At 70.0% G+C, this 20,241-nt stretch carries 25 protein-coding genes and 1 tRNA gene; 12 read left to right on the top strand and 14 right to left on the bottom strand.

Translation table 11 applies throughout. The annotated features are described in order from the left end of the window. Positions 1-26: 26 nt before the first annotated feature. From Q5716_RS01110 to Q5716_RS01095, 4 genes are all read right to left on the bottom strand, one after another. Positions 27-917, bottom strand: coding sequence for a G5 domain-containing protein (locus tag Q5716_RS01110; RefSeq protein ID WP_305001248.1), 891 nt, complete (start codon positions 915-917; stop codon positions 27-29). 303 nt (positions 918-1,220) lie between these two features. Continuing rightward, positions 1,221-1,296, bottom strand: a tRNA-Arg gene (locus Q5716_RS01105). A gap of 39 nt (positions 1,297-1,335) precedes the next feature. After that, positions 1,336-2,211, bottom strand: a complete 876-nt coding sequence (locus tag Q5716_RS01100) for an EamA family transporter (protein WP_305001247.1) — start codon at positions 2,209-2,211, stop codon at positions 1,336-1,338. Further along, positions 2,212-2,601: a hypothetical protein gene (locus Q5716_RS01095; protein WP_305001246.1), complete on the bottom strand. Its 390-nt coding sequence runs from the start codon at positions 2,599-2,601 to the stop codon at positions 2,212-2,214. Positions 2,602-2,977: 376 nt separating this feature from the next. Between Q5716_RS01095 and Q5716_RS01090 the strand changes: the two genes are divergently transcribed. Beyond that, positions 2,978-3,229, top strand: a complete 252-nt coding sequence (locus Q5716_RS01090) for a hypothetical protein (RefSeq protein WP_305001245.1) — start codon at positions 2,978-2,980, stop codon at positions 3,227-3,229. A gap of 85 nt (positions 3,230-3,314) precedes the next feature. On the opposite strand, the gene Q5716_RS01085 is transcribed toward Q5716_RS01090, so the two are convergent. The 3 genes from Q5716_RS01085 to Q5716_RS01075 form a co-directional block, all read right to left on the bottom strand. Continuing rightward, positions 3,315-3,998 (bottom strand): hypothetical protein, encoded by a 684-nt coding sequence (locus Q5716_RS01085; RefSeq protein ID WP_305001244.1) that lies wholly within the window; start codon positions 3,996-3,998, stop codon positions 3,315-3,317. Positions 3,999-4,083: 85 nt separating this feature from the next. Further along, entirely contained in the window at positions 4,084-5,733 is a 1,650-nt protein-coding gene (locus Q5716_RS01080; protein WP_305001243.1) for an ABC-F family ATP-binding cassette domain-containing protein, read from the bottom strand. A gap of 72 nt (positions 5,734-5,805) precedes the next feature. Continuing rightward, the gene (locus Q5716_RS01075; protein ID WP_305001242.1) at positions 5,806-6,423 is read right to left on the bottom strand and encodes a flavodoxin family protein; all 618 of its coding nucleotides are present in this window, start codon (positions 6,421-6,423) and stop codon (positions 5,806-5,808) included. A 99-nt stretch (positions 6,424-6,522) separates the two neighbouring features. On the opposite strand from Q5716_RS01075, the gene Q5716_RS01070 reads away from it, so the two are divergent. The 4 genes from Q5716_RS01070 to Q5716_RS01055 all read left to right on the top strand — a co-directional run bounded on the left by Q5716_RS01070 (position 6,523) and on the right by Q5716_RS01055 (position 7,929). Continuing rightward, positions 6,523-6,765, top strand: coding sequence for a hypothetical protein (locus tag Q5716_RS01070; RefSeq protein ID WP_305001241.1), 243 nt, complete (start codon positions 6,523-6,525; stop codon positions 6,763-6,765). Then, positions 6,765-7,109, top strand: coding sequence for a DUF7882 family protein (locus tag Q5716_RS01065; protein WP_305001240.1), 345 nt, complete (start codon positions 6,765-6,767; stop codon positions 7,107-7,109). Before Q5716_RS01070 ends, Q5716_RS01065 begins: the two co-directional genes overlap by 1 nt. A 272-nt stretch (positions 7,110-7,381) precedes the next feature. Further along, positions 7,382-7,696 carry a DUF7882 family protein gene (locus tag Q5716_RS01060; protein WP_305001239.1) on the top strand — a complete coding sequence of 105 codons (315 nt, stop codon included), beginning with the start codon at positions 7,382-7,384 and terminating at the stop codon, positions 7,694-7,696. Further along, positions 7,693-7,929: a hypothetical protein gene (locus tag Q5716_RS01055; RefSeq protein WP_305001238.1), complete on the top strand. Its 237-nt coding sequence runs from the start codon at positions 7,693-7,695 to the stop codon at positions 7,927-7,929. The genes Q5716_RS01060 and Q5716_RS01055 overlap by 4 nt, the downstream gene beginning before the upstream one ends. Positions 7,930-7,992: 63 nt before the next feature. On the opposite strand, the gene Q5716_RS01050 is transcribed toward Q5716_RS01055, so the two are convergent. Beyond that, the gene (locus tag Q5716_RS01050) at positions 7,993-8,151 is read right to left on the bottom strand and encodes a hypothetical protein (RefSeq protein WP_305001237.1); all 159 of its coding nucleotides are present in this window, start codon (positions 8,149-8,151) and stop codon (positions 7,993-7,995) included. Further along, positions 8,148-8,573: an Hsp20/alpha crystallin family protein gene (locus tag Q5716_RS01045; protein ID WP_305001236.1), complete on the bottom strand. Its 426-nt coding sequence runs from the start codon at positions 8,571-8,573 to the stop codon at positions 8,148-8,150. Before Q5716_RS01045 ends, Q5716_RS01050 begins: the two co-directional genes overlap by 4 nt. A gap of 204 nt (positions 8,574-8,777) precedes the next feature. Here Q5716_RS01045 and Q5716_RS01040 point away from each other — a divergent pair, with 204 nt between their 5' ends. Then, positions 8,778-8,972: a hypothetical protein gene (locus Q5716_RS01040; protein WP_305001235.1), complete on the top strand. Its 195-nt coding sequence runs from the start codon at positions 8,778-8,780 to the stop codon at positions 8,970-8,972. Positions 8,973-9,037: 65 nt separating this feature from the next. Here Q5716_RS01040 and Q5716_RS01035 read toward each other — a convergent pair whose 3' ends face one another. Beyond that, positions 9,038-9,304, bottom strand: coding sequence for a DUF7218 family protein (locus Q5716_RS01035; protein WP_305001234.1), 267 nt, complete (start codon positions 9,302-9,304; stop codon positions 9,038-9,040). A 70-nt stretch (positions 9,305-9,374) separates the two neighbouring features. On the opposite strand from Q5716_RS01035, the gene Q5716_RS01030 reads away from it, so the two are divergent. Next, positions 9,375-10,259, top strand: a complete 885-nt coding sequence (locus tag Q5716_RS01030; RefSeq protein ID WP_305001233.1) for an SDR family oxidoreductase — start codon at positions 9,375-9,377, stop codon at positions 10,257-10,259. Positions 10,260-10,309: 50 nt separating this feature from the next. After that, complete coding sequence (locus Q5716_RS01025; RefSeq protein ID WP_305001232.1) at positions 10,310-11,314, top strand: Rv2578c family radical SAM protein; 1,005 nt, start codon at positions 10,310-10,312, stop codon at positions 11,312-11,314. Between the two features lie 9 nt (positions 11,315-11,323). On the opposite strand, the gene Q5716_RS01020 is transcribed toward Q5716_RS01025, so the two are convergent. Further along, positions 11,324-11,719 (bottom strand): hypothetical protein, encoded by a 396-nt coding sequence (locus Q5716_RS01020; RefSeq protein WP_305001231.1) that lies wholly within the window; start codon positions 11,717-11,719, stop codon positions 11,324-11,326. 140 nt (positions 11,720-11,859) lie between these two features. On the opposite strand from Q5716_RS01020, the gene Q5716_RS01015 reads away from it, so the two are divergent. The 4 genes from Q5716_RS01015 (at position 11,860) to nhaA (ending at position 16,879) form a co-directional block, all read left to right on the top strand. Then, a complete protein-coding gene (locus Q5716_RS01015) occupies positions 11,860-12,828 on the top strand; it encodes an LAVTG motif-containing sortase-dependent surface protein (RefSeq protein WP_305001230.1) in 969 nt (322 codons plus the stop codon). A 64-nt stretch (positions 12,829-12,892) separates the two neighbouring features. After that, positions 12,893-13,837, top strand: coding sequence for a TIGR03885 family FMN-dependent LLM class oxidoreductase (locus Q5716_RS01010; protein WP_305001229.1), 945 nt, complete (start codon positions 12,893-12,895; stop codon positions 13,835-13,837). After that, the gene (locus Q5716_RS01005) at positions 13,834-15,510 is read left to right on the top strand and encodes an alpha-amylase family protein (protein WP_305001228.1); all 1,677 of its coding nucleotides are present in this window, start codon (positions 13,834-13,836) and stop codon (positions 15,508-15,510) included. The genes Q5716_RS01010 and Q5716_RS01005 overlap by 4 nt, the downstream gene beginning before the upstream one ends. 97 nt (positions 15,511-15,607) lie before the next feature. Continuing rightward, positions 15,608-16,879 (top strand): Na+/H+ antiporter NhaA, encoded by a 1,272-nt coding sequence (nhaA, locus tag Q5716_RS01000; protein WP_305001227.1) that lies wholly within the window; start codon positions 15,608-15,610, stop codon positions 16,877-16,879. Here the strand turns inward: nhaA and Q5716_RS00995 are convergent. The 3 genes from Q5716_RS00995 to Q5716_RS00985 form a co-directional block, all read right to left on the bottom strand. Further along, complete coding sequence (locus Q5716_RS00995) at positions 16,876-17,061, bottom strand: hypothetical protein (protein WP_305001226.1); 186 nt, start codon at positions 17,059-17,061, stop codon at positions 16,876-16,878. The genes nhaA and Q5716_RS00995 overlap by 4 nt on opposite strands. A gap of 74 nt (positions 17,062-17,135) precedes the next feature. After that, the gene (gene helR, locus Q5716_RS00990; RefSeq protein WP_305001225.1) at positions 17,136-19,229 is read right to left on the bottom strand and encodes an RNA polymerase recycling motor ATPase HelR; all 2,094 of its coding nucleotides are present in this window, start codon (positions 19,227-19,229) and stop codon (positions 17,136-17,138) included. Positions 19,230-19,334: 105 nt separating this feature from the next. Then, the gene (locus Q5716_RS00985) at positions 19,335-20,162 is read right to left on the bottom strand and encodes a hypothetical protein (RefSeq protein WP_305001224.1); all 828 of its coding nucleotides are present in this window, start codon (positions 20,160-20,162) and stop codon (positions 19,335-19,337) included. Between the last annotated feature and the right edge of the window lie 79 nt (positions 20,163-20,241).

The raw sequence follows: 20,241 nt of genomic DNA, 5'->3' as shown, positions 1-20,241 counted from the left end.
CGAGCCGGGTCACAGCATTCGGGCATCTACTGCTCGCACGCGTACCCGTCGTTGTCACGGTCGAGGTCGTACACGTCGGTACCGACGACCCTCGCGACGCCGTCGAAGTACGCCGGCCCATCGCCCGTGCCCCACGCGCAATCGACATCGCTGGAGAGAGGAACGCATGCGTCGGCGTAGTTTGGATCGCAGCCAGACGCCTCATAAGCGGGCGGAGGCGGCGCGACATAGGTGCCGACAGCCGTGACCTCAGTGACCGGCTCGCGGGTGACGACGTCCGAGACGAGCTCGCGGTCGACCTCGCGTCCGTCGATGTACTCGACGCGGTAGGTCAGTGTGCGCTCGCCCGCCTGTCCGGCCGTCGTGACCTGGCTCTGGCCACTCGGGAGATTCGGGTCCTCGACCGTCGAGGCGCCGAAAGGGATTGTCTCCGTCACGGTCTCCTCGCGGAACGTGGACTCTGGTTCCGCCGTGTCCGCGCCGTCGTCACTCGATACCAACGGGACCGCACCGGTGGTCGCCTGCTGCTGACTCGGTCCTGGCGTGGCGATGAGAGCGAAGGTCACCAGGGCGACCGCGGCCGCGCCGGCGACTGCGGCTCCCGCCGCCGTGCGGGAACGAAGGCGCAGCCACGTAGGGGTGGACCTCCCGAGGGCGATGAGCGCCGTGACGAGAACGACGAGGGCGACCGCGAGCCCCAGCCGCGGGATCCCGAAGACGACGATGAGCGCAGCGAGGATGATCAGCAGCCAGCCCCAGACGGGGATGCGTCGACGGGGCGGAGCGGGCACAACCTCGAGAGGAGCGGTGGTCACCGTGCGGCCTCGGGCAACGTGGAGGGACCATCGCTCGCCGTCCCACCAGCGGAGCCGGGTGCTGTCGTAGGGATCGGGCAGCCATCCGGGTTCGTTCGCCATCGCATCTCCCTCCGGTTACCGGGAGAATAGTGGAAGGTATTCATGTTGCGGCCACCCCAATTCGGGGTAACGCGGAAGCCGAGCGCCCGAAGGGACTCGACGCCCCACCGGCACGGCCACCACGTCGCGGTGAGATCGCCGGGCCGCCGAGGCGGCCCGGGTACGACGTACTCGAGAACCGGCATCCTGCCAGCCGCGCCGGGCGACGCGTCGGAACCGGCGCGGCGGGGACCCCGGTGGTCCGGTCACAGTAGGGCCACCAAACGAAAGAAGACCCCCGCTGTGCGGAGGTCTTCTTTCGTTTGGTGCGCCCGAAGGGACTCGAACCCCTAACCTTCTGATCCGTAGTCAGATGCTCTATCCATTGAGCTACGGGCGCATGCTGGCGAAAAGCCAACCGGATTACTATACCAGCACGTCAGGGGGTCGGGTCGACCGGCGGTCGAGCGGCGCGCGTCGCGGCCCTCACCGCACCCATCGACGCGATCACCACGAGCACGATCGCGAGCCAGTCCCACAGCGACAGCTGCTGACCGAGGATCACCAACCCGGCGAGCGCGGCGAGCGCCGGCGCGAGCGACAGCAGGATAGAGAACGTCGACGCCGGCAGCCGGCGCAGCGCGAGCAGCTCCAGCCCGTACGGTATCGCCGACGACAGCAGCGCCACTGCCAGGCCCAGCAGCAGGATGCCCGGCTGCACGAGAGTCGCCCCCGTGGTGACAGCCCCGAACGGCAGGATCGCCACCGCACCGACCGCCATCGCGAGCGCCAGCCCGTCGAGCCGCCCGAAGCGCGCCCCCGTGCGGGCCGACAGCAGGATGTACGCCACCCACGCCGAGCCCGCCCCGAGCGCGAGCACCGCGCCGAGTGGGTCGAGCTCGCTCGCCCCCGCGAGCCCCAGGATCGCCACCCCCGCGAACGCGAGCGCCGCCCACAGCCACGCGGATGCCCGCCGCGCCGTCACCACGGACAGCACGAGCGGCCCCAGGATCTCGAGCGTCAGGGCGACCCCGAGGTCGAGTCGCGTGAGCGACAGGTAGAACATCGCGTTCATTGCCGCAAGCACGAGCCCGAACGCGAGCACGGTCATCCAGTCGCCGCGCGAGCGGCCGCGCAGCGACGGTCGGAACACGATCAGCAGCACCGCCGCCGAGAACACCAGTCGCAGCGTAACCATGCCGATCGGCCCGACCGCCGGGAACAGCGTCACCGCGATCGCCGCACCCACCTCCTGGCAGACCAGGCCGAGCACGACGACGGCGCTCGCGCCGACCGCGGCGCGGGACGGGTTCATTCAGTGCTCCGGGATCGTCAGCGGGAACGGCTCGCTCTCGCCGACCGAGTCCTCCGAACTGTACCGGAGCACGAGCTCGTACTCCCCCGGGAAGAGCGTCGCGATCGGCTCATCCACGTCGTCGCACTCCGTGCTGCTCACGCCCCCGTGCCCCGACGATGTCAGCCGGGATGCCCCACCCCCGGCACCGTAGAACGTGAACGAGCACGTGCCGCCGTCCTCGATGACCCCGAGCACCTGGCCGCCGGCGCGCAAGTAGCCGTCCGACACCTCAGCGAAGTCGACGCTCACCGGCACGATGAGCCGGCCCTGCTCATCGCGGGGCTGGGGGATGCACCCCGCCAAGCCCACGACGACCACCGCCGCCACGACCCCGCACGCCCACCGCATAACATCACGGTAACGAACGCCGCAGACACCCCGCGACCCGGTGGCGCGACACGCCCGGGTTTCACTACGGTGTAGCTCACGCCACTACAGACGAAAGGAGACCGGCCGTGTTTATTCGCAAGACCGCGGGAATGACCCGCTTTACGCCCGCCGGCTTCGTCGGCGTCCTCACCGCCTGATCGGCTAGCGAACAGCCACCGATCACGACGGTGGCGACGCTCACGAAGCCTCAGGCCCTCCCCGCGCAGTCGTCTGCGCGTTCCCGGGCCAGCCACCCCACGACCCTGTTCGGGTCGACCCCCATCCGCCGCCACGAGCGGCATCGGCTCGTGCATCCCCACATCGGATGCACTGCACTGTGAGGAACACACCAACCATGAACGAGACGTTGATTCGTCCGACCCACCCGCCCATAGTCGAGGAGCAAACCGAGCGCCCCGCGCGCCGCGTCGGCCTCGTCGATCGGATCGCCCTGCACGTGGGCATCGCGCTCATCAAGTGGGGCCGCCGGCCTCTCCCGCTCGAATCGCGCGAGCGTCGGGCCAACCGTGTCGAGCAGCAGCTCGCGCGACTGGCTCGCGAGCGTCAGGCCGAGCGGTCGCTGCGACTGCTCACCCCGGTGCGGTAGCAGCAATGCGCACGCACACGGACGGACCCCAGGAGGCCGTCGTCGGAGGCAGCTCCGGCGGCGGCTTCCGCCGTTAATCAGACCGCTACTGCCAGGCGTCGGCAGGCGCCGTGATGACCGGCACCTCCGCGTACGACCAGTGCGCGCCGTTGTTGTAGTGGCCCGTCGCCCACGGTGAGGCCCAGATCGCCGCCTCCGTCACCGAGGTCGGGGAATCGGCCGCGAACGCCGCCACGATGCCCGAGTAGCCCCCGTTGGTGAGCAGCGCTTCCGCCGCATTCTCCGCGGCGATCACCAGGGAGTCGTAGCTGCCGAGGCCGCCGCCCCCGCCGGACCCCCACCCGTTGTTGAGGGGGTTGTTACGGTTCCACCACGCGTCGACGTAGTTCTCCTGGCGCATCCACCGGGTGAACACCGTGACGTTGTTCTCCGACATCGGCAGCCCCGCCATGAGGAGCACCATCTTCGCCCAGTCGTAGTTCGTGCCGCTGGCGGCGAGCGTCTGGATGCCCGGGGTCGCCGAATACCCGTCGCGCACGACCTCCTGCTGTACCACCCCGTCGCGCACGTCGAGCGACTGTGCATTCGCCTCGAGGAACGCCTGGTACTCCTGAGCCGCGGTCGGGCCCGGGGGAGGAGCGAGCGCCGCGACGGCCATGAGCGAGAAGGCCGCAATGCCGGCGAATACCGCGATGCGATCCTTCGCCCGACTCGGCCACTGGGGCGGTCGGGGCTCGGAGCGGAACAGCTGCGGTAGAGAGATATGCATAGGCGAGTCGCGTTTCAGGCGGCTTAAAGGGTACCAGCGGCCCGGAAATCATGGCTGGGAGGTTGCTCCGGATGCCTCGGCCGTGCTACCTCGCCGCCCCCAGCCGCACCTCCCGACCGTCCCACCTCCGCCGCAACCACCGGTCGTGGCTCGCCACGACCACCGCGCCGGGGTACGACCCCAGAGCATCCTCGAGCTCCGTTGCGAGGGCGAGCGACAGGTGGTTCGTGGGCTCGTCGAGGAGGAACACGTGCGGCGGCCGGGCGATGACGAGGGCGAGAGCGAGTCGGCGCTGCTGGCCGATGGACAGCTCCCCCACGGGCTGGTCGAGGGCGTGGGCGGGGAGCAGTCCGAGGTCGGTGAGGCTCACGGCATCCGATCGTCTCTCCCCCACCGCGCGCTCGAACGTCGACCTGGCCGACCGACGGGGCTCGGCGAACCGCACGTCCTGGTCGAGGATGGCCACGCGCAGCCCGCGCCGGCGCGAGAGCTCCCCGCGGTCGAGGGCGATGCGGCCGGCGAGCACCCCCAGGAGGGTCGACTTGCCAGCGCCATTGGGGCCGGTCACGAGCATCCGCTCGCTCGCGCCGATCTCGAGCCCGTCGACGTCGAGCCGGCCCTCGACGGCGCCCGAGAGCGCAAGCACGGCTCCGTCGTCATCGAGCGCGTGAGAGCCCCGGGGGATGCCCGCAAATGCGAGCACGGGCGGCGGCTCCCCCACCCGGTTCTCGACGAGGTCGTCGAGCCGCCCCTGCGCGTTGCGGATGCGCCGGGACACCTGCTTCTGGATCGTGTGCCCCTTGACCCCGTAGGCCATCCGGTCGTTGTCGCGCGGCCCGCGGTCGACGCCGAACGTGCGAGGGAGGTCGGCGATGGCGACCTCGAGCGCGGCGACCTCCTTGCCCTCGAGCGCGAACTGCTGCTCCCAGCGGGCGCGCTCCGCGGCCTTCGCCTCCAGGTACGCCGAGTACCCGCCGCCGTAGCGGGTCACACCCGAGCGCGCCGGGTCGATGTCGAGCAGGCTCGTCGCAACCTCGTCGAGGAACGCGCGGTCGTGGCTCGCGAAGACGACGGGCCCCGGCCAGGAGGCGAGGGTGCGGCGGAGGTAGTCGACGGCCGCGTCATCCAGGTGATTAGTCGGTTCGTCGAGGAGCAGGGCCGCCGGTCGCGAGATCAGCAGGGCGGCGAGCGCGAGGCGCGAGCGCTGGCCGCCGCTCACCTCGTCGAGCGTGGTCTCGCGCGGGATGCCGTCGACGCCGAGCCCGGCGAGGGTCTCGGCGACGCGGGCATCGGCCGACCACACGTCGGCGAGCTCGGCGGACTCGAGGGCGCGGGCGTAGGCGTCGTCGGCCGCGGCTGAGCCGTCGAGGGCTCCCGCCGCTCGGGCGAGCTCGGCCTCGATCGCGCGCACGTCGGCGAGCGCCGACTCGAGCAGCTCGGCGACCGTCGTCGAGCCGGGATGCCGCACCTCCTGCCAGAGCAGGGCGGTGCCGTCCGGGCGGCTGACGGTGCCCGCATCCGGGGTCTCGGCGCCGGCGAGGAGTCGCAGCAGTGTCGACTTGCCTGCGCCGTTCTCACCGATGAGACCGAGTCGATCGGTGGAGTCGACGACGAGATCGAACCCGTCGAAGAGGCGGCGGTCGGCGTAGCCGTGCGTGAGCGCGGTGGCGCGCAGATGAGAGGTGGATCGCAAGAGGAGGGTCCCGTCGTAGTGACGCGGCTCCCGCGCGGGCACTGCCTCAGCGCGGGACGGACGGGCTCATCTCTCCATAGCGTCGTCGAGGCTAGCCGCGCCCCGCGACGGGTGTCAAGCTCGAGACGGCTTGTACGGATGCTCCCGCAGCACCGAAGCGAGGTGCGCCGCGTTCGCCGCCACGAGCGCCGTGGTGCTCGCCACCGCCTCGGGCACCTCGTCGAGATCCCGGAAGTCGACACTCTGCATCGCCTCGCCGACCCAGTACGTGCCGCCCTGCGAGGGGATCGTGAACCCCACGTCGTTGAGGCCCTGGTAGAGCTCCGCGGTGGCGTGGTGCGCGCCGTCCTCGTTGCCGACGATCGCGGTGACGGCGACCTTGCCGGCGAGGATCGCGCGGCCCTCGTCGTCGTAGACGCCGAGCTCGGCGTCCAGTCGCTCGAGCACCCGCTGGCCCTCGCTCGACAAGTGGCCCATCCAGATCGGCGCGGCCACGACGAGGATGTCGGCGTCGATGATGCGCGTGCGCACGCCCGGCCACTGGTCGCCGTCGCCCTCGTCGGCGGTCACGCCCGCTCGGATGTCGAGGTCGACGGTGCGGATGCTGTCGCCCTGCACCCCCCACGCGGCGAGTTCCTCGAGCAACTGGTCGGCGAGGAGCTGCGTGCTCGACGGCTTCGGAGACGGCGTGAGAGTGCACACGAGCGCGAGTGCGGTGAGTCCGGTCTGCATGGGACCTCCTGGGTCGACTGGTCCCCCACGCTAGGCAGTGGAGACGAGGGCATGTCAAGGGCTTGCGCCCGGGACCCGCGACCCCCAAGGATGACCAGAATGAAGGAACTGCATCACGACGACGGCGCCTTCTCCGTGAACAACGACGTGGCGGAGGCGCTCGAGCGACTCACCGTCGCGCTTGCGGCAGCTCGAATGTCAGCGCACGTCACGATGAAGAATCCCACGGGGGAGACTGTCGAGTTCGCACTGGGGATCGACCGCGTCACGGGCCATAAGCACGGCATCAAGGCCAAGCCATCGACCGGAGAGGGAAGCCACTTCGGCTGGGAGGACGCATAGTGGGATATCTGTTGTACGGGCGACCCGCGGAGGAGATCGAGATCGAGGACCGCATCCTCGCCCACGTCAAGATCGTGATCCTCGCGAAGCTGCGGCGCGACGAGAGCTTCGCCCTCTCGTTCGAGCACGACGTGGCGGACGGGAGCGGCCGTTCGACGATCTGGCTCCACCCGTCCATCCCGCTTCAGTTCAACTTCCTCGGCTCGCGGCAGCCGATGATCAACCGCGCGTGGCTCGAGACCCTCGTGGTCGCGGCCAACAGCAACGACGGGCTGCGGCTGCTGCCCGAACCGCCGGACGTCACGACGGGGCCGGTTCCCGCGGGTTCGGTGTCGAAGAAGTAGCGATGATGCGGGGCGGGGACGCCCGATTCATCCCCACCCCGCGGACGCCGCGCATCCCACCCGACTCATTCAGAGGCCGACCCTTGGACGCTCCAGGAGTGCGGGTTTCGGGGGACCGCTCCGCCCCACAGAGCCCGAGGAGACGCTCCGCTCCCCTGCGACCGGAACGTCGCCCCGAGCTCTGTGGTTCACTCGACGGTAAGCCAGTCCCGCGAACTTCACCAGTGGGTTGACTCGCCCCTCCTCTGGGGGGTACGCAAGAATGGATTGCCATGGGGACCCTGACCTACGACTCGACGCTCGCCGCGGACTTCGACGACCGCACGCTCGCGCACATACAGATCGTGATGGGTGCGAAGCTGCGCCGCAACGAGTCCTTCTATTTCAGCTGGAAGGACGACGCGTCCATTGGCGACGGACGCAGTGTGATCTGGGTGCACCCCGCCATCCCGATCTCCTTCAAGTTCTTCGGCGGGCGGCCCCCGGCCATCAATCGGCTCTGGATCGACGAGCTCATGGCTCTCGCGAACTCGCCGGGCGGACTCGTCATCTCGCCCGAGCCGACACCCCCGGGGGTCGAGAAGTGAAGCGCACGATCATCCACCTCGACGGCGAGGAGTACATCGTCGGCCTGAGCATCGACGATGTGCGAGCGGCCATGGACGCCATCCTCGAGACGGGCGCGCCGGGCTGGCTGCGGGTCAACCACGGGCGAGCCGAGCTGCGGGTCGCCGACATCCTCGTGAGCTCCGGGATGACCGTGGGACTCGTGGATGCGAGCGACCCCGAGAACCTCGAGCGCGACGAGCCGGAGTCCTAGGCTCGACGCATGTGAGCAGCCCGCCGAGGCGGCCGGCTTACGTCGGGCCGCCTCGGACGGTGGCTACGCGGCGGCGAGCGGAGGGCCCCCGAGCGTCCGGTTCGGAGCGGCACGGCGCACGCGCGTCGGCCGGTCTGGCACGAAGCGCCGCTTGATCATCGGCAGACGCAGGCCCGAGCGATCCGCCGGGCGCGCGCGACGGGTGCGGTTCGATTCAGTCACGCGCTCACCTCCTTCGGGGCCGCCGACGACGACGCCACGTGGATCTTGCGGGGCTTGGCACGCTCCGCCATGGGGATGATGACCGACAGCACGCCGTGCTCGTAGTTGGCGGTGATCCTGTCGACGTCGACTCCGTCGCCGAGGGTGAACTGCCGCATGTACGCCCCGTGCGGTCGCTCGTGGGCGAGCCACTGGACGTTGTCGCTCGTCGGCGCAGTGCGCTCGGCCCGGATGGTGAGCAGCTGGCCGTCCACATCGAGGTCGACCGATCCGGGGTCGATGCCCGGCAGGTCGGCGCTGAGGACGTACTGGTCGCCGTCTCGGAACAGGTCGACGGGCATCAGCCGAGGAGCTCGAGCAGTGTCGAAGACGCTGGACGCGAGACGGTCGAACTGGCTCAGAACATCGAACGGATTGGACATGATCAATCTCCTTTCGTTCCCGAAGAGAGAGTCACGCGGGTCCGCGCGACCCGACGTCAATTTTAGCACTCTGCCCAGGAGAGTGCCAGACCGATCCAGCGCCACAGAGTCGCGAGTATCTCCCCTGCCCCGGCAGCGGTCAACCCCTGTGTCGTCCGATCGCCCCGACCTAGCGTGGAACGCACTACAGGAAAGGAAGCGATCATGAGCGACCCGTTCACGCAGGACCCTGATACGACGGAGGAGCCGGACCAGACGACGAACCCGGACTCCCCGCTCACGCCCCCTCCGGTCGACCCCGACCTGCCCGGTCAGCCCGACGAGGACGCGAACACGTCGGGCGAGGCCAGCGGCAACGTCGAGGCCGACACCGCCTCCGGGGGTTCCCCGGATCGGTGAGGCGCGGGGGCGGGCAGACTCCTCCCAGACTGCTCGCCTCCCGTGGCTTGGCGTCAGCCTCGGCGTCAGCTCTCTCGGAGCGCCTCGACCAGCTCGGACTTCTTCTTGCCCGAGTACCCGGTGAGGCCGATCTCCTTGGCCCGCTTGCGCAGCTCGGGCACGGTCCAGTCCTCGTACGAACCGGATTCACCGCCCTTGCGACCCACGGCCGACCGACCGCGTTTCGCGGCCGCGTTGCTGATGCGGGCCGCCTTCTGCTTGCTGGCGCCGTCGGCGCGGAGCTCCTCGTAGAGTTCCGGGTCCTTCAGCGTCGAGTTGCGTTGTCCGGGCATCCCGATCTCCTTCCTTCTTCAGACCGTCACGTTAAGCCGGGCATCCGGCGCACGAAAGGGGCTTGAACTCATGGCCAAGACACTCGATGATGACCCGCGCAGCCGCTACCGCTCGGAGGCGTTCCCGAAGCAGGAGCAGGAGCAGCCCGGCCTCACCGGGGCGACCGAACCGGCGCCCGACCATGGCGAGGAGACGTACGTGGGCGCGGGCCGCCTGAGCGGCAAGCGCGCCCTCATCACCGGCGGCGACTCCGGCATCGGTCGCGCCGTCGCGATCGCCTTCGCGCGGGAGGGTGCGGATGTCGCGATCGTCCACATGCCCGAAGAGGAGGAGGATGCCCAGTCCACCGCCGCCCTCGTCACCGACGCCGGCCGCACCGCACTCACTCTCGCGGGCGACGTGCGCGACGAGGAGTTCTGCGTCGACGTGATCGCGCGTACCGTCGAGGGCCTCGGCGGTCTCGACATCCTCGTGCTCAACGCCGCGTATCAAAAGAACCGCGACGGGCTCGACTCGATCCCGACGGAGGAGTTCGACCGGGTGTTCCGTACGAACATCTACTCGATGATGTGGCTCGGTCGCGAGGCGATCCCGCACCTGCAGCCCGGGTCGTCGATCATCTCGACGACCTCCATCCAGGCCTTCAACCCCTCGCCCGGGCTCATCGACTACGCGATGACGAAGGCGGCGCAGGTCGCCTACACGAAGGCTCTCGCGGAGGAGCTCGGGCCGAAGGGAATCCGGGTGAACGCCGTAGCACCGGGGCCGATCTGGACACCGCTCATCCCCGCGACGAGCTGGCCCGACAAGCTGCCGACGTTCGGCCAGGACACTCCGCTCGGCCGCGCCGGGCAGCCCGCCGAGCTCGCGCCGGCGTACGTGCTGCTCGCGTCCGCCGAGGCGTCGTACATCTCTGGCGCGATCCTGCCGGTGACGGGCGGTAAGGGGCTCTAGCTGGCCTCGCACCCGTGGATTAACTCTCGAACGTGTGTTCTAATGAACGCATGCGGTGGAGTGGTCAGTCGGTAGGGGATGCAGCACCCGGTCTGTTCGGGATGGCGGGGCTCGTGCGCAGCGTGCGCACCCCCGAGTTCGCGGGGATGACGTTCCACGAGGTGCTCGCCAAGAGCGCGCTCAACCGCGTGCCGGCGGCGAGCGCCATGCCGTTCGAGTGGACCGTGAACCCCTACCGCGGGTGCTCGCACGCGTGCGTGTACTGCTTCGCCCGCAACACGCACACCTACCTCGACCTCGACGCGGGCAAGGATTTCGACAGCCAGGTCGTGGTCAAGGTCAACGTCGCGGAGGTGCTGCGCGCGGAGGTGTCGAAGCCGAAGTGGTCGCGGCAGCCCGTCGCGCTCGGCACCAACACCGACCCGTACCAGCGGGCGGAGGGGCGCTACCAGCTGATGCCCGGCATCATCGAGGCGCTCTCCGACAGCCGCACTCCATTCTCGATACTCACCAAGGGCACGCTGCTGCGGCGGGATCTCGGGATGCTCGTCGCCGCCGCGGACCGCGTGCCTGTCCACCTCGCGATGTCGATCGCCGTCTACGACGACGAGTTGCAGCAGCGGGTGGAGCCCGGCACCCCGACGACGGCTGCCCGACTAGCCACGGTACGAGCGGCGGCCGACGCCGGCTTCGACGTCGACGTGTTCGTGATGCCCCTGCTGCCGTACCTCACCGACACGGTCGACCACCTCGACCGCGCGTTCGCGGCAATCAGGGAGGCGGGCGCCGCGTCGGTGACCTACGGCGCGCTGCACTTGCGGCCCGGCGCGAAGGAGTGGTTCCTGCAGTGGATCGACCGCGAGCATCCGCAGCTCTCCGCGCGGTACCGCGCGATGTACCGCTCATCGTCGTCGGCACCCGAGGCCTACCGGCGGTGGCTGAAGGAGCGGGTGTCGGTGATCAAGAGACGGCACGGGTTCAGCGGCAAGCCGGGGTTCGAGCGGATGCGGTCGGCGCCCGCCCTCAAGTTGGCACCTCAGCCGACGCTGTTCTAGCTGCTCGGGTCAGCCGTCGATCCAGAACACGGGGTCGACCGCACGGGGTCCGTCGGCGGTCCCGATCACGGTGACCTCGTTGGTGAAGGGCGTACCGTCGACGTAGGTGCCGGAGAAGGTGAGGCGGTGCGTGCCATCCCCGACCGCCTCGATCTCGACCGTGACGGCGTCGAGGTCGGGCATCGGGGAGTTCTGCATCTCCCAACTCGCCCACGAGTTCTCGCACACGCCGACGTCGGCGGCGAGCACCTCGCACAGGCGATCGTCGTCATCCGACTCGATGGCGAGCTTCGCCGCAGAGGTCAAGGATGACGCGACGATGCGGGCCTGGGCGTCGGTGACGGGAGCCGCCCCGGAGCAGCCGCCGAGCAGCACGACGACAGCGAGCATCGGACCGCAGACCACCCCACCGCGCATTCCGACAGTGAATCAGCTTCGCGCGTTCTCACGACACCCCTCAAGCGGGGGGCGACAGATGCTTCTAGGGGAAACCGCCTCACTTCCATTAGGCTGTGTGGATTCCGCTCACATTCGAAGGATCTCCTATGCGCTCGTCCCTCGGACTCGGCCTCCTCGCCGGTACCACCGCCCTCGCGTTCGGAACGCTCGTCGTCGCCGCCCCCGTGGCCGCCGCAACCATCGCGAGCGGACAGAAGATCACCATCGTCGAGTACATCGACTCCTCCGACCCCGGGGAGGGCCAGTTCTACGGTGTGAACCCGGCCGATGCCGCATCCACCCCCGTGGGCACGGCGACGGACCAGGTCATCATCGGCCTCGAGGTGGGGGACGACGGGCTGGGAGCCGCCATCGGGCAGCTCGACAGCGAGTCCACGATCTGGACGGCCGACGCCAACACCGGCACCGTGAGCAACCCGCAGGCCATCACCCTCGGCGGCGACAACGTGCTCGACTCGTGCGGCGGCATCGACCTCGTCAATGGCACGTTCATCATCTCGTGCGTGCAGCCGGGCGACCCGGGGACGAGCTACGTCGGCCAGGTCAACCCCGCCACCGGCGACTTCATCCCCTTCCTCACCCTCACGGACGAGGACTACATCGAGTTCGATGCGCTCGCCAACGACGTCGTCACCGCGCAGCTGTGGGGCTTCGCCGAGATCGGCGGCGCCACGCACTCCTTCACGATCGACCTCGAGAACGACGTCGTCGAAGAGGTCGCCCTCATGGACGAGGACGTCTTCGCCGCCGACTTCGACCGTGATGGAAAGCTCTTCGTCAGCACGGAGGAGCTCTTCGGCGAGATCTGGCTCCCCGCCCTGGCGGTGGCCGACCCGTTCACCGGCACCTTTGCGTCGTCGGACGTCTACGTGTCGACCACGACGGAAGCGGCACTGATCTTCGTCGCAGCCCTCACGATCTGGGGTGCGGAGCCCGGCCCGGCCCTCGCTGCTACCGGCTCGGAGGTCGCCCCGGTCGCGATCGGCTCGGCCCTGCTCCTGCTCGCCGGCGGCGCGGTCGTGCTCCTGGCGCGCCGCTCGCGCCGCACCGCGTAGCCCACGACCGCCTGAGGATTCAACCCCGAGACAACCGGGGAGCGCGGAACTACCGTGAAGCCACATGGCCATCGGTTTCCACGCGTCGCATGAGCAAGTGCATCCGACCGCGCTCCTCGAGGCGGTGCAGCGCGCCGAGCAAGCGGGCTTCGCGGCTGCGATGTGCTCGGACCACCTCGCCCCGTGGAGCGAGCGGCAAGGGGAGTCCGCGTTCGCGTGGTCGTGGCTCGGCGCCGCCCTGCAGTCGACGAGCCTGAGATTCGGCATCGTCACGGCCCCCGGCCAGCGCTACCACCCGGCGATAACCGCGCAAGCGATCGGCACCCTCGCCGCCATGTATCCGGATCGTTTCTGGGCCGCGCTCGGCTCCGGCGAGGCGGCGAACGAGCACGTCACCGGTGGCGGCTGGCCGCGCAAGGAGCTGCGCAACCGGCGACTGCTCGAGTGCGCGACCGTCATCCGCGCCCTGCTCAACGGCGAGGAGGTCAGCCACGACGGGCTCGTGACCGTGGACCGCGCCCGCGTGTGGACCCTGCCGGAGCATCCGCCCGCCCTGCTCGCCGCCGCGGTCTCCCCCGAGACCGCAGGCTGGGCCGCCGGGTGGGCCGACGGGCTCATCACCGTGAACCAGCGACCGGATGCCCTCCGCGAGGTCATTGCGGCCTACCGCGGCAGCGGCGGCACGGGCCGCGTCGCCCTCCAGCTGCACGTGAGCTACGCGGCCAGCGACGAGGAGGCCCTCGACATCGCCTTCGACCAGTGGCGCAGCAACGTCTTCCCTCCCCCGCTGTGCTGGGACATCGACTCCGTCGAGGGGTTCGACGCGGCGTCCGAGACCGTCACGCCCGAGCGGGTGCGCGAGAGCGTGCTCGTCTCCGCCGACCTCGAGGTGCACGCCCGAGCCATCCGGGATGCCCTCGATCTGGGCTTCGACGACGTGTACGTGCACCACGTCGGCCAGCAGCAGCGCGAATTCATCGAGGCCTACGGTCGGGAGGTGCTGTCGTGAGGATCACCGACACGAGCGACCTGTGGTGGAAGACCGCTGTCGTGTACTGCCTCGACGTCGAGACCTTCATGGACTGGAACGACGACGGCGTCGGCGACTTCGAGGGCCTCGCGCACCGCATGGACTACCTCAACGAGCTCGGCATCACGTGCCTGTGGCTCATGCCCTTCTATCCGAGCCCGGGCCGCGACGACGGGTACGACGTGTCCGAGTACTACGGGATCGACGAGCGCCTGGGCAACTTCGGCGACTTCGTGGAGATGATCCGGATGGCTCGGGACCGGGGCATCCGCGTCATCATCGACCTCGTGGTCAACCACACCTCCGACGAGCACCCGTGGTTCGTTCAGTCGCGCTCGAGCCGGGACAACCCGTACCGCGACTACTACGTCTGGCGCGACACGCCGCCGCGCGGGAAGCAGGATGTCGTCTTCCCCGACGTCGAGGACAGCGTGTGGGAGCTCGACGAGACGACCGGGCAGTACTACCTGCACCACTTCTACTCGTTCCAGCCGGACCTCAACGTCACCAACCCGAAGGTGCGCGACGAGGTCGCGAAGATCATGGGGTTCTGGCTCGAGCTCGGGGTGTCGGGATTCCGGGTCGACGCCGTGCCGTTCCTCATCGACCCCACGGGGGTGGAGCACGCGGAGGGCGCCCTCGAGGACCCGCTCGACTTCCTGAAGTCGCTGCGCGCGTTCCTCGGCCGACGCTCCGGCGACGCCATCATGCTCGGTGAGGCCAACCTCCCGCACCGCGAGCAGGTGCGCTACTTCGGCGGCCGCGACGCCGATGGGCTGACCATGCAGTTCGACTTCATCGCCATGCAGAACCTCTACCTGTCGCTCGCGCGCGGCGACGCGAGGCCCCTCACGAAGGCGCTCCGCGGGCGCCCGCGCATCGCCGTCGAGGCGCAGTGGGCGAACTTCGTTCGCAACCACGACGAACTCACCCTCGACAAGCTGAGCGACGAGGAGCGGCAGGAGGTGTTCGCCGCGTTCGGCCCCGAGCCGCAGCAGCAGGTCTACGGCCGCGGAATCGTGCGCCGACTGCCCGGGATGCTCGGCGGCGACCCGCGCCGCATCCGCATGGTCTACAGCCTGATGTTCTCGCTCCCCGGCACCCCGGTGCTGTTCTACGGCGAGGAGATCGGCATGGGCGAGGACACGCGCGTGCACGACCGCACCTCGGTGCGCACGCCGATGCAGTGGACGAACGGCCCCAACGGCGGCTTCTCCAACGCCGACCCGGGTGCCCTCGCCGCCGCCATCCCCGACGACGGGTTCTCCCCGGCCCACGTCAACGCCTCCGAGCAGCGCCACGACCCGGACTCGCTCCTCCATTTCATGAAGCTCCTCATCCACCGCTACCGGGCGTCCGCCGAACTCGGCTGGGGCGAGCTCGAGATCCTGCGTCAGGGCTCGGCGTCCGTGCTCGTGCACACGGTCAGCGGAGGGGAGGGGCGGATGCTCGCCCTCCACAACCTCGCCGGCGACCCCGTCACCACCTCCTTCGTGCTCCCGGACTCCGGCCCCGACGACGTGCTCGTCGACCTCCTGGTGGACGGCCGCACGCTCACCCCCGGCGAGGGCGGGAAGCTGAGCATCCCGCTCGACGGGTACGGCTACCGGTGGTTCCGGGTGCTCCCCACGGGGAGCAAGCGGCTCGGCTAGCCCCCGGTAGAATGGGCAGTGGTGCGCCGGGAAGCCTGGTCGGCGGGCCGCCCAGTCCGGCGGCTCCGACCACCGACCCGTGCCGGGAGGCCGCACCATGAGCACGAAGCCCGACCCCACGCCGCAGCACCAGGCTCCGCACTCGATATGGCGGGGTATCCACCAGACACTGCAGAGCGACACGATCGGCGGCGCGCTGCTCCTCGGGGCGACGCTGCTCGCGCTCGTGCTCGCCAACACGCCCGCGGCCCCCGTGTACGAGGCGGTGCGCGACTTCACGTTCGGCCCGGAGCCGCTCCACCTCAACCTCAGCGTCGGGGCGTGGGCCGCGGACGGACTGCTCGCGATCTTCTTCTTCGTCGTCGGGCTCGAGCTGAAGGAGGAGTTCGTCGCGGGGGCCCTGCGCAATCCGCGCACCGCGGCGCTGCCCATCACGGCCGCGGTCGGCGGCGTCGTCGTGCCCGCCCTCTTCTACGTTCTCGTCAACCTCACGGCGGGCGGTGACGCACTCCGCGGCTGGGCGATCCCCGCCGCGACCGACATCGCGTTCGCGATCGCCGTACTCGCCGTCGTGGGGCGGTTCCTGCCGCCGGCGCTGCGCACGTTCCTTCTCACGCTCGCCGTCGTGGACGACCTGCTCGCGATCTCGATCATCGCGATCTTCTACACGGACTCCCTCGACCCGCTGCCGCTGCTGCTCGCGATCGTCCCTCTCGGGATGTTCGCGATCGCCGTCCGGCGCGGGGTGCGCAGCATCTGGGTGCTGCTGCCGCTCGGCATCCTCGTCTGGGCGCTCGTGCACGCGTCGGGCATCCACGCGACGGTCGCGGGGGTGGTGCTCGGCTTCGTCGTGCCGGTCATGGCGACCGAGAAGGCCCGTGTCGAGGTGGGCAAGGATGCCGACGGGGAGCCGCTGTACGACGGGATGGCCGCGCACTTCGCCGACCGCTGGGGCGTCGTCTCGACGGCGTTCGCGGTGCCCGTGTTCGCGTTCTTCGCCGCGGGCGTCTCGGTCGGCGGACTCGAGGGACTGCGGGAATCGTTCACCGACACGATCGCGATCGGCATCATCGTCGGGCTCGTGCTCGGCAAGGCGATCGGCATCACAGGGACGACGTTCCTCATGACCAGGCTGCCGGGGCTCCGGCTCGATCCGTCACTGCGCTGGATCGACCTCATCGGCATGTCGTTCGTCGCCGGAATCGGCTTCACGGTGTCGCTCCTCGTGGGGGAGCTGTCGTTCGGCGCCGGGAGCGAGAGCGACGACCACGTCAAGGTCGGGGTGCTCGCCGGGTCGTTCATCGCCGCCCTCATCGGTGCGGCGATCCTCGGCATCCGCAACCGGCGGTACGCGCGGCTGACGAGTTAGCTGCCGTCCTCAGCCTCGAGCCCGGCGTCGGCGAGGCGTTGGGCGAGAACGCGGTCGTAGTCCGCTTCGGAGATGTGGCCGACCGAGACATCCTGCTTCGTCTGCTCGACGATGCCGGCGCGCTTCTCATCGTCTGTCGCGTCGGTGCTGCCGTCTTCGACCGGCTGGTCCTGGATGCTCATGCGGTGCTCCATTCGGTCGGGGATTCCCACGCTCGCACCGGCGACGGGCTCGGCGCTACCGCTTGATTTCCCAGCTACGGGGTCGTCAGGATCACGAGCTCCTGCGTGGCCCGGGTCATCGCGACGTACCGGTCGACGGCGCTCCAGCGCTCGGGATCGACGAGGACGACGAGGTCGAACTCGAGCCCCTTCGACAGCTCCGGGGTGAGCGACCGCACGCGGGGGCGCGGCCCGGCGTCCTGCCCGCCGATGACGCACGCGACGCCGTCGGCGTGCGTCGCGAGCCAGGAGTCGAGGATGCCCGCCAACTCGCCCGGCGAGCCGTGCCGCACCGCGACCCCCGTCGAGCGCACCGATGTCGGCACGTTCGCGTCGGGGACAGCCGCCCGGATGACCGGTTCCGCCGCCGCCATCACCTCGGCCGGCGTGCGGTAGTTGATGGTGAGCTCGCTCACGGTCACCCGGTCCACGCCGACCCGCGCGAGGCGCTCCTGCCACGACTCGCCGAAGCCACGGCGGGACTGGGCACGGTCGCCGACGATCGTGAAGCTGCGCGAGGGGCAGCGGCGCACGAGCATCCCCCACTCCGCATCGGTGAGCTCCTGCGCCTCGTCGACGACGATGTGGGCGAAGGGGCCGGCGAGCTCGTCGGGCGCCGACACCGGGAGGGCGGTCTCGTCGATGAGCACCTCCTTGAGGTCGCCCGGGCGGAACATCGAGATGAGGTCCTCGCCGTCGTCCGCCGCGGCGACGAGGGTGTCGATGACCTGCTGGTAGCCCTCGTCCTGGGCGGCTCGGGCGGCACGGCGCTCGGCGCGGCGACGCTCGGCGAGGGGGTCGCCGATGCGCTGCCGGGCGGCGTCGAGCACGGGGAGGTCCACGTCGGTCCAGGCCCGGGCGTCCTCCCGCTGCAGCGCCCGGATGTCGGCCTCGCTCCACCCCGGGATCGAGCGCAGGAGCGCGGGGTCCGAGCGGAGGGCGGCGACGAGCGCGACGGGGTCGAGCAGCGGCCACGCCCGGTCGAACGCCGCTCGGAGCGCGTCGTCCTCGGCAATCGCGTCCGCGGGCACGCCGCTGCGCGAGGAGAGCAGCTCGAGCAGCTCGTCCCAGACCTGCTCGCGCGACTCGTTGTGCGGAATCGAGCGATCCGCCGCGTCGAACGCGTCGGCCCACTCGTCCGGCGTCACCTCGATCTCGGCCCAGTCCGTCTCCACGACGAGACCCCGGGTCGGCGGCTGCTCACGGCGGGCGACGAGGGTCTCGACCGCGTCGACCAGGGCGCCGGATGCCGCGAGCTCGCGCACTCGCGGGTCATCCTCGATCCCCGCCGAGCGTCCCTCGGCCACGAGGTCCCGCAGGGTGCAGATCTGCACACCGTCCTCGCCGAGGTTCGGCAGCACGTCCGAGACGTAGGCCAGGTACCCGGGATTGGGGCCGACGAAGAGCACTCCGCCGCGCGCGAGGCGCTGATCGGAGTACAGCAGGTACGCGGTGCGGTGCAGGGCGACGACCGTCTTGCCAGTGCCCGGCCCGCCGTCGACGACGAGAGCGCCGTGCGCGCCGGCGCGGATGATCGCATCCTGGTCGGCTTGGATCGTGCCGAGCACGTCGCGCATTCGTGACGACCGCGCGCCGCCGAGGCTCGCGAGGAACGCGGACTGGTCGTCGAGCGCGGCGTGCCCGGCGACCTCGTCGGTGAACACCTCGTCCCAGTAGTCGGTGATGCGGCCGAGGGTCCAGCGGTAGCGGCGGCGGCTCGACAGGCCCAGCGGGTTCGCGTGGGTGGCCCCGAAGAACGGCTCGGCGGCGGGCGAGCGCCAGTCGACGAGGATGCTCTCGCCCGAGTCATCCGTGAGCCCGATCCGACCGATGTACACGGTGCCGCTGCCTGAGACGATGCGGCCGAGGCACACGTCGAGGCCGAACCGCTGCAGCGTGCGCAGCCGAGCGCTCACGCGGTGGACCTCGATGTCGCGCTCCAGGGCGCGCTGGCCCCAGCCGCCAGGGGCGCTCAGCAGTCGCTGGAGCCGCTCGCTCGCCGTGCGGATCGACGAGTCGAGGGTCGCCGCGATCGTGGCGAAATGCCGCTCGTCAGCGGCGATGAGACGGGGGTCGGCCTTCTCGGAGAGGCGGTCGGGCAGGGCGAAGACGGAAGCGGCAGCAGACACGGTCGTCGATTCTGCGCCACGAGGGGGACCTTGCGGCAAGCCCCTCCCTGCCTCATAGTGTTAAGTAGGGAGAGGACATCGGTCCTCTCTTTTTCGTTGCGCCGCCTACTGCGAGATGGGCTCGTGGTGGTAGCCGAGCTGCGACACCCAGTCGCGCACGACCTGCGCCTGGTCGGCGTTGCACGTGTAGCCGTAGCCGACGCTGACCTCCCAGTACTCGTAGTCGCTCACCCAGATCGTGTGGTCGAGCGTCCAGCCGGGCAGGTAGGTGAGGGCGTAGCAGTCGGCCATCGTCTCCCAGTCGCCGCCGAACGCCTCGGCCGCCGTCTCGGTCGGCTCGGGGTTGGTCATCTGCAGGACGTGCGCGTACTCGTGGTACGCGAGACCGGTGCGCAGGAAGTCGTTCATGTACGGCTGGCCAGCGGTCTCGGCGTTGTCGTAGTGGATGGTGAACGGGTCCTCGCCGCTCACGCAGCCCCAGACATCCTGCTCGCACGCGGCGTCGGCCGTGTCGAGCGACGTGGCGACGAAGCCGGAACCGAGCGAGTCGGTGAGGGACTCGAAGATCGTGCCCGTGGCGTTCGAGGATGCTTGTGCCTCAGCCGCGGCGAGGGTGTCCTCGAGCTCGGCCGTCGCCGCCTTCACGTCCTCGGTGTCCTTGTCGAGGGCCGGACCGTTCCAGCGGTGAGACCAGCCGCGGCCGATGAGGCTCGCGTAGTAGTCGGGGGTGACGAGGGTCGCGTACGGCAGTCCGTCGAACTTCGCCGCCGTCGCCTGCAAGTCCTCGGCAGCCGAGGCGAAGGTCTCCTTCTTATCGATGAGCTCTTGCTGCTCCTCGATCTCCTGGCGGGCCTCCTCGAGCCGCTGCAGCGCGAGGTAGAGGAAGACGCCCGTCGCGATGAGGGCGATCACGAGCAGCACGACCGCGATCACCCAGCCGATGATGCGGCGCTTCTTCGGCGGCGCCGGAGGCGGGGTGTCGGCCGAGGCGATGGTGTCCGCCTCGGGGGCG

This window comes from Antiquaquibacter soli (assembly GCF_030580675.1).
Lineage (GTDB): Bacteria > Actinomycetota > Actinomycetes > Actinomycetales > Microbacteriaceae > Rhodoglobus > Rhodoglobus soli.
This window is presented reverse-complemented; position numbering and strand designations above follow the sequence as displayed.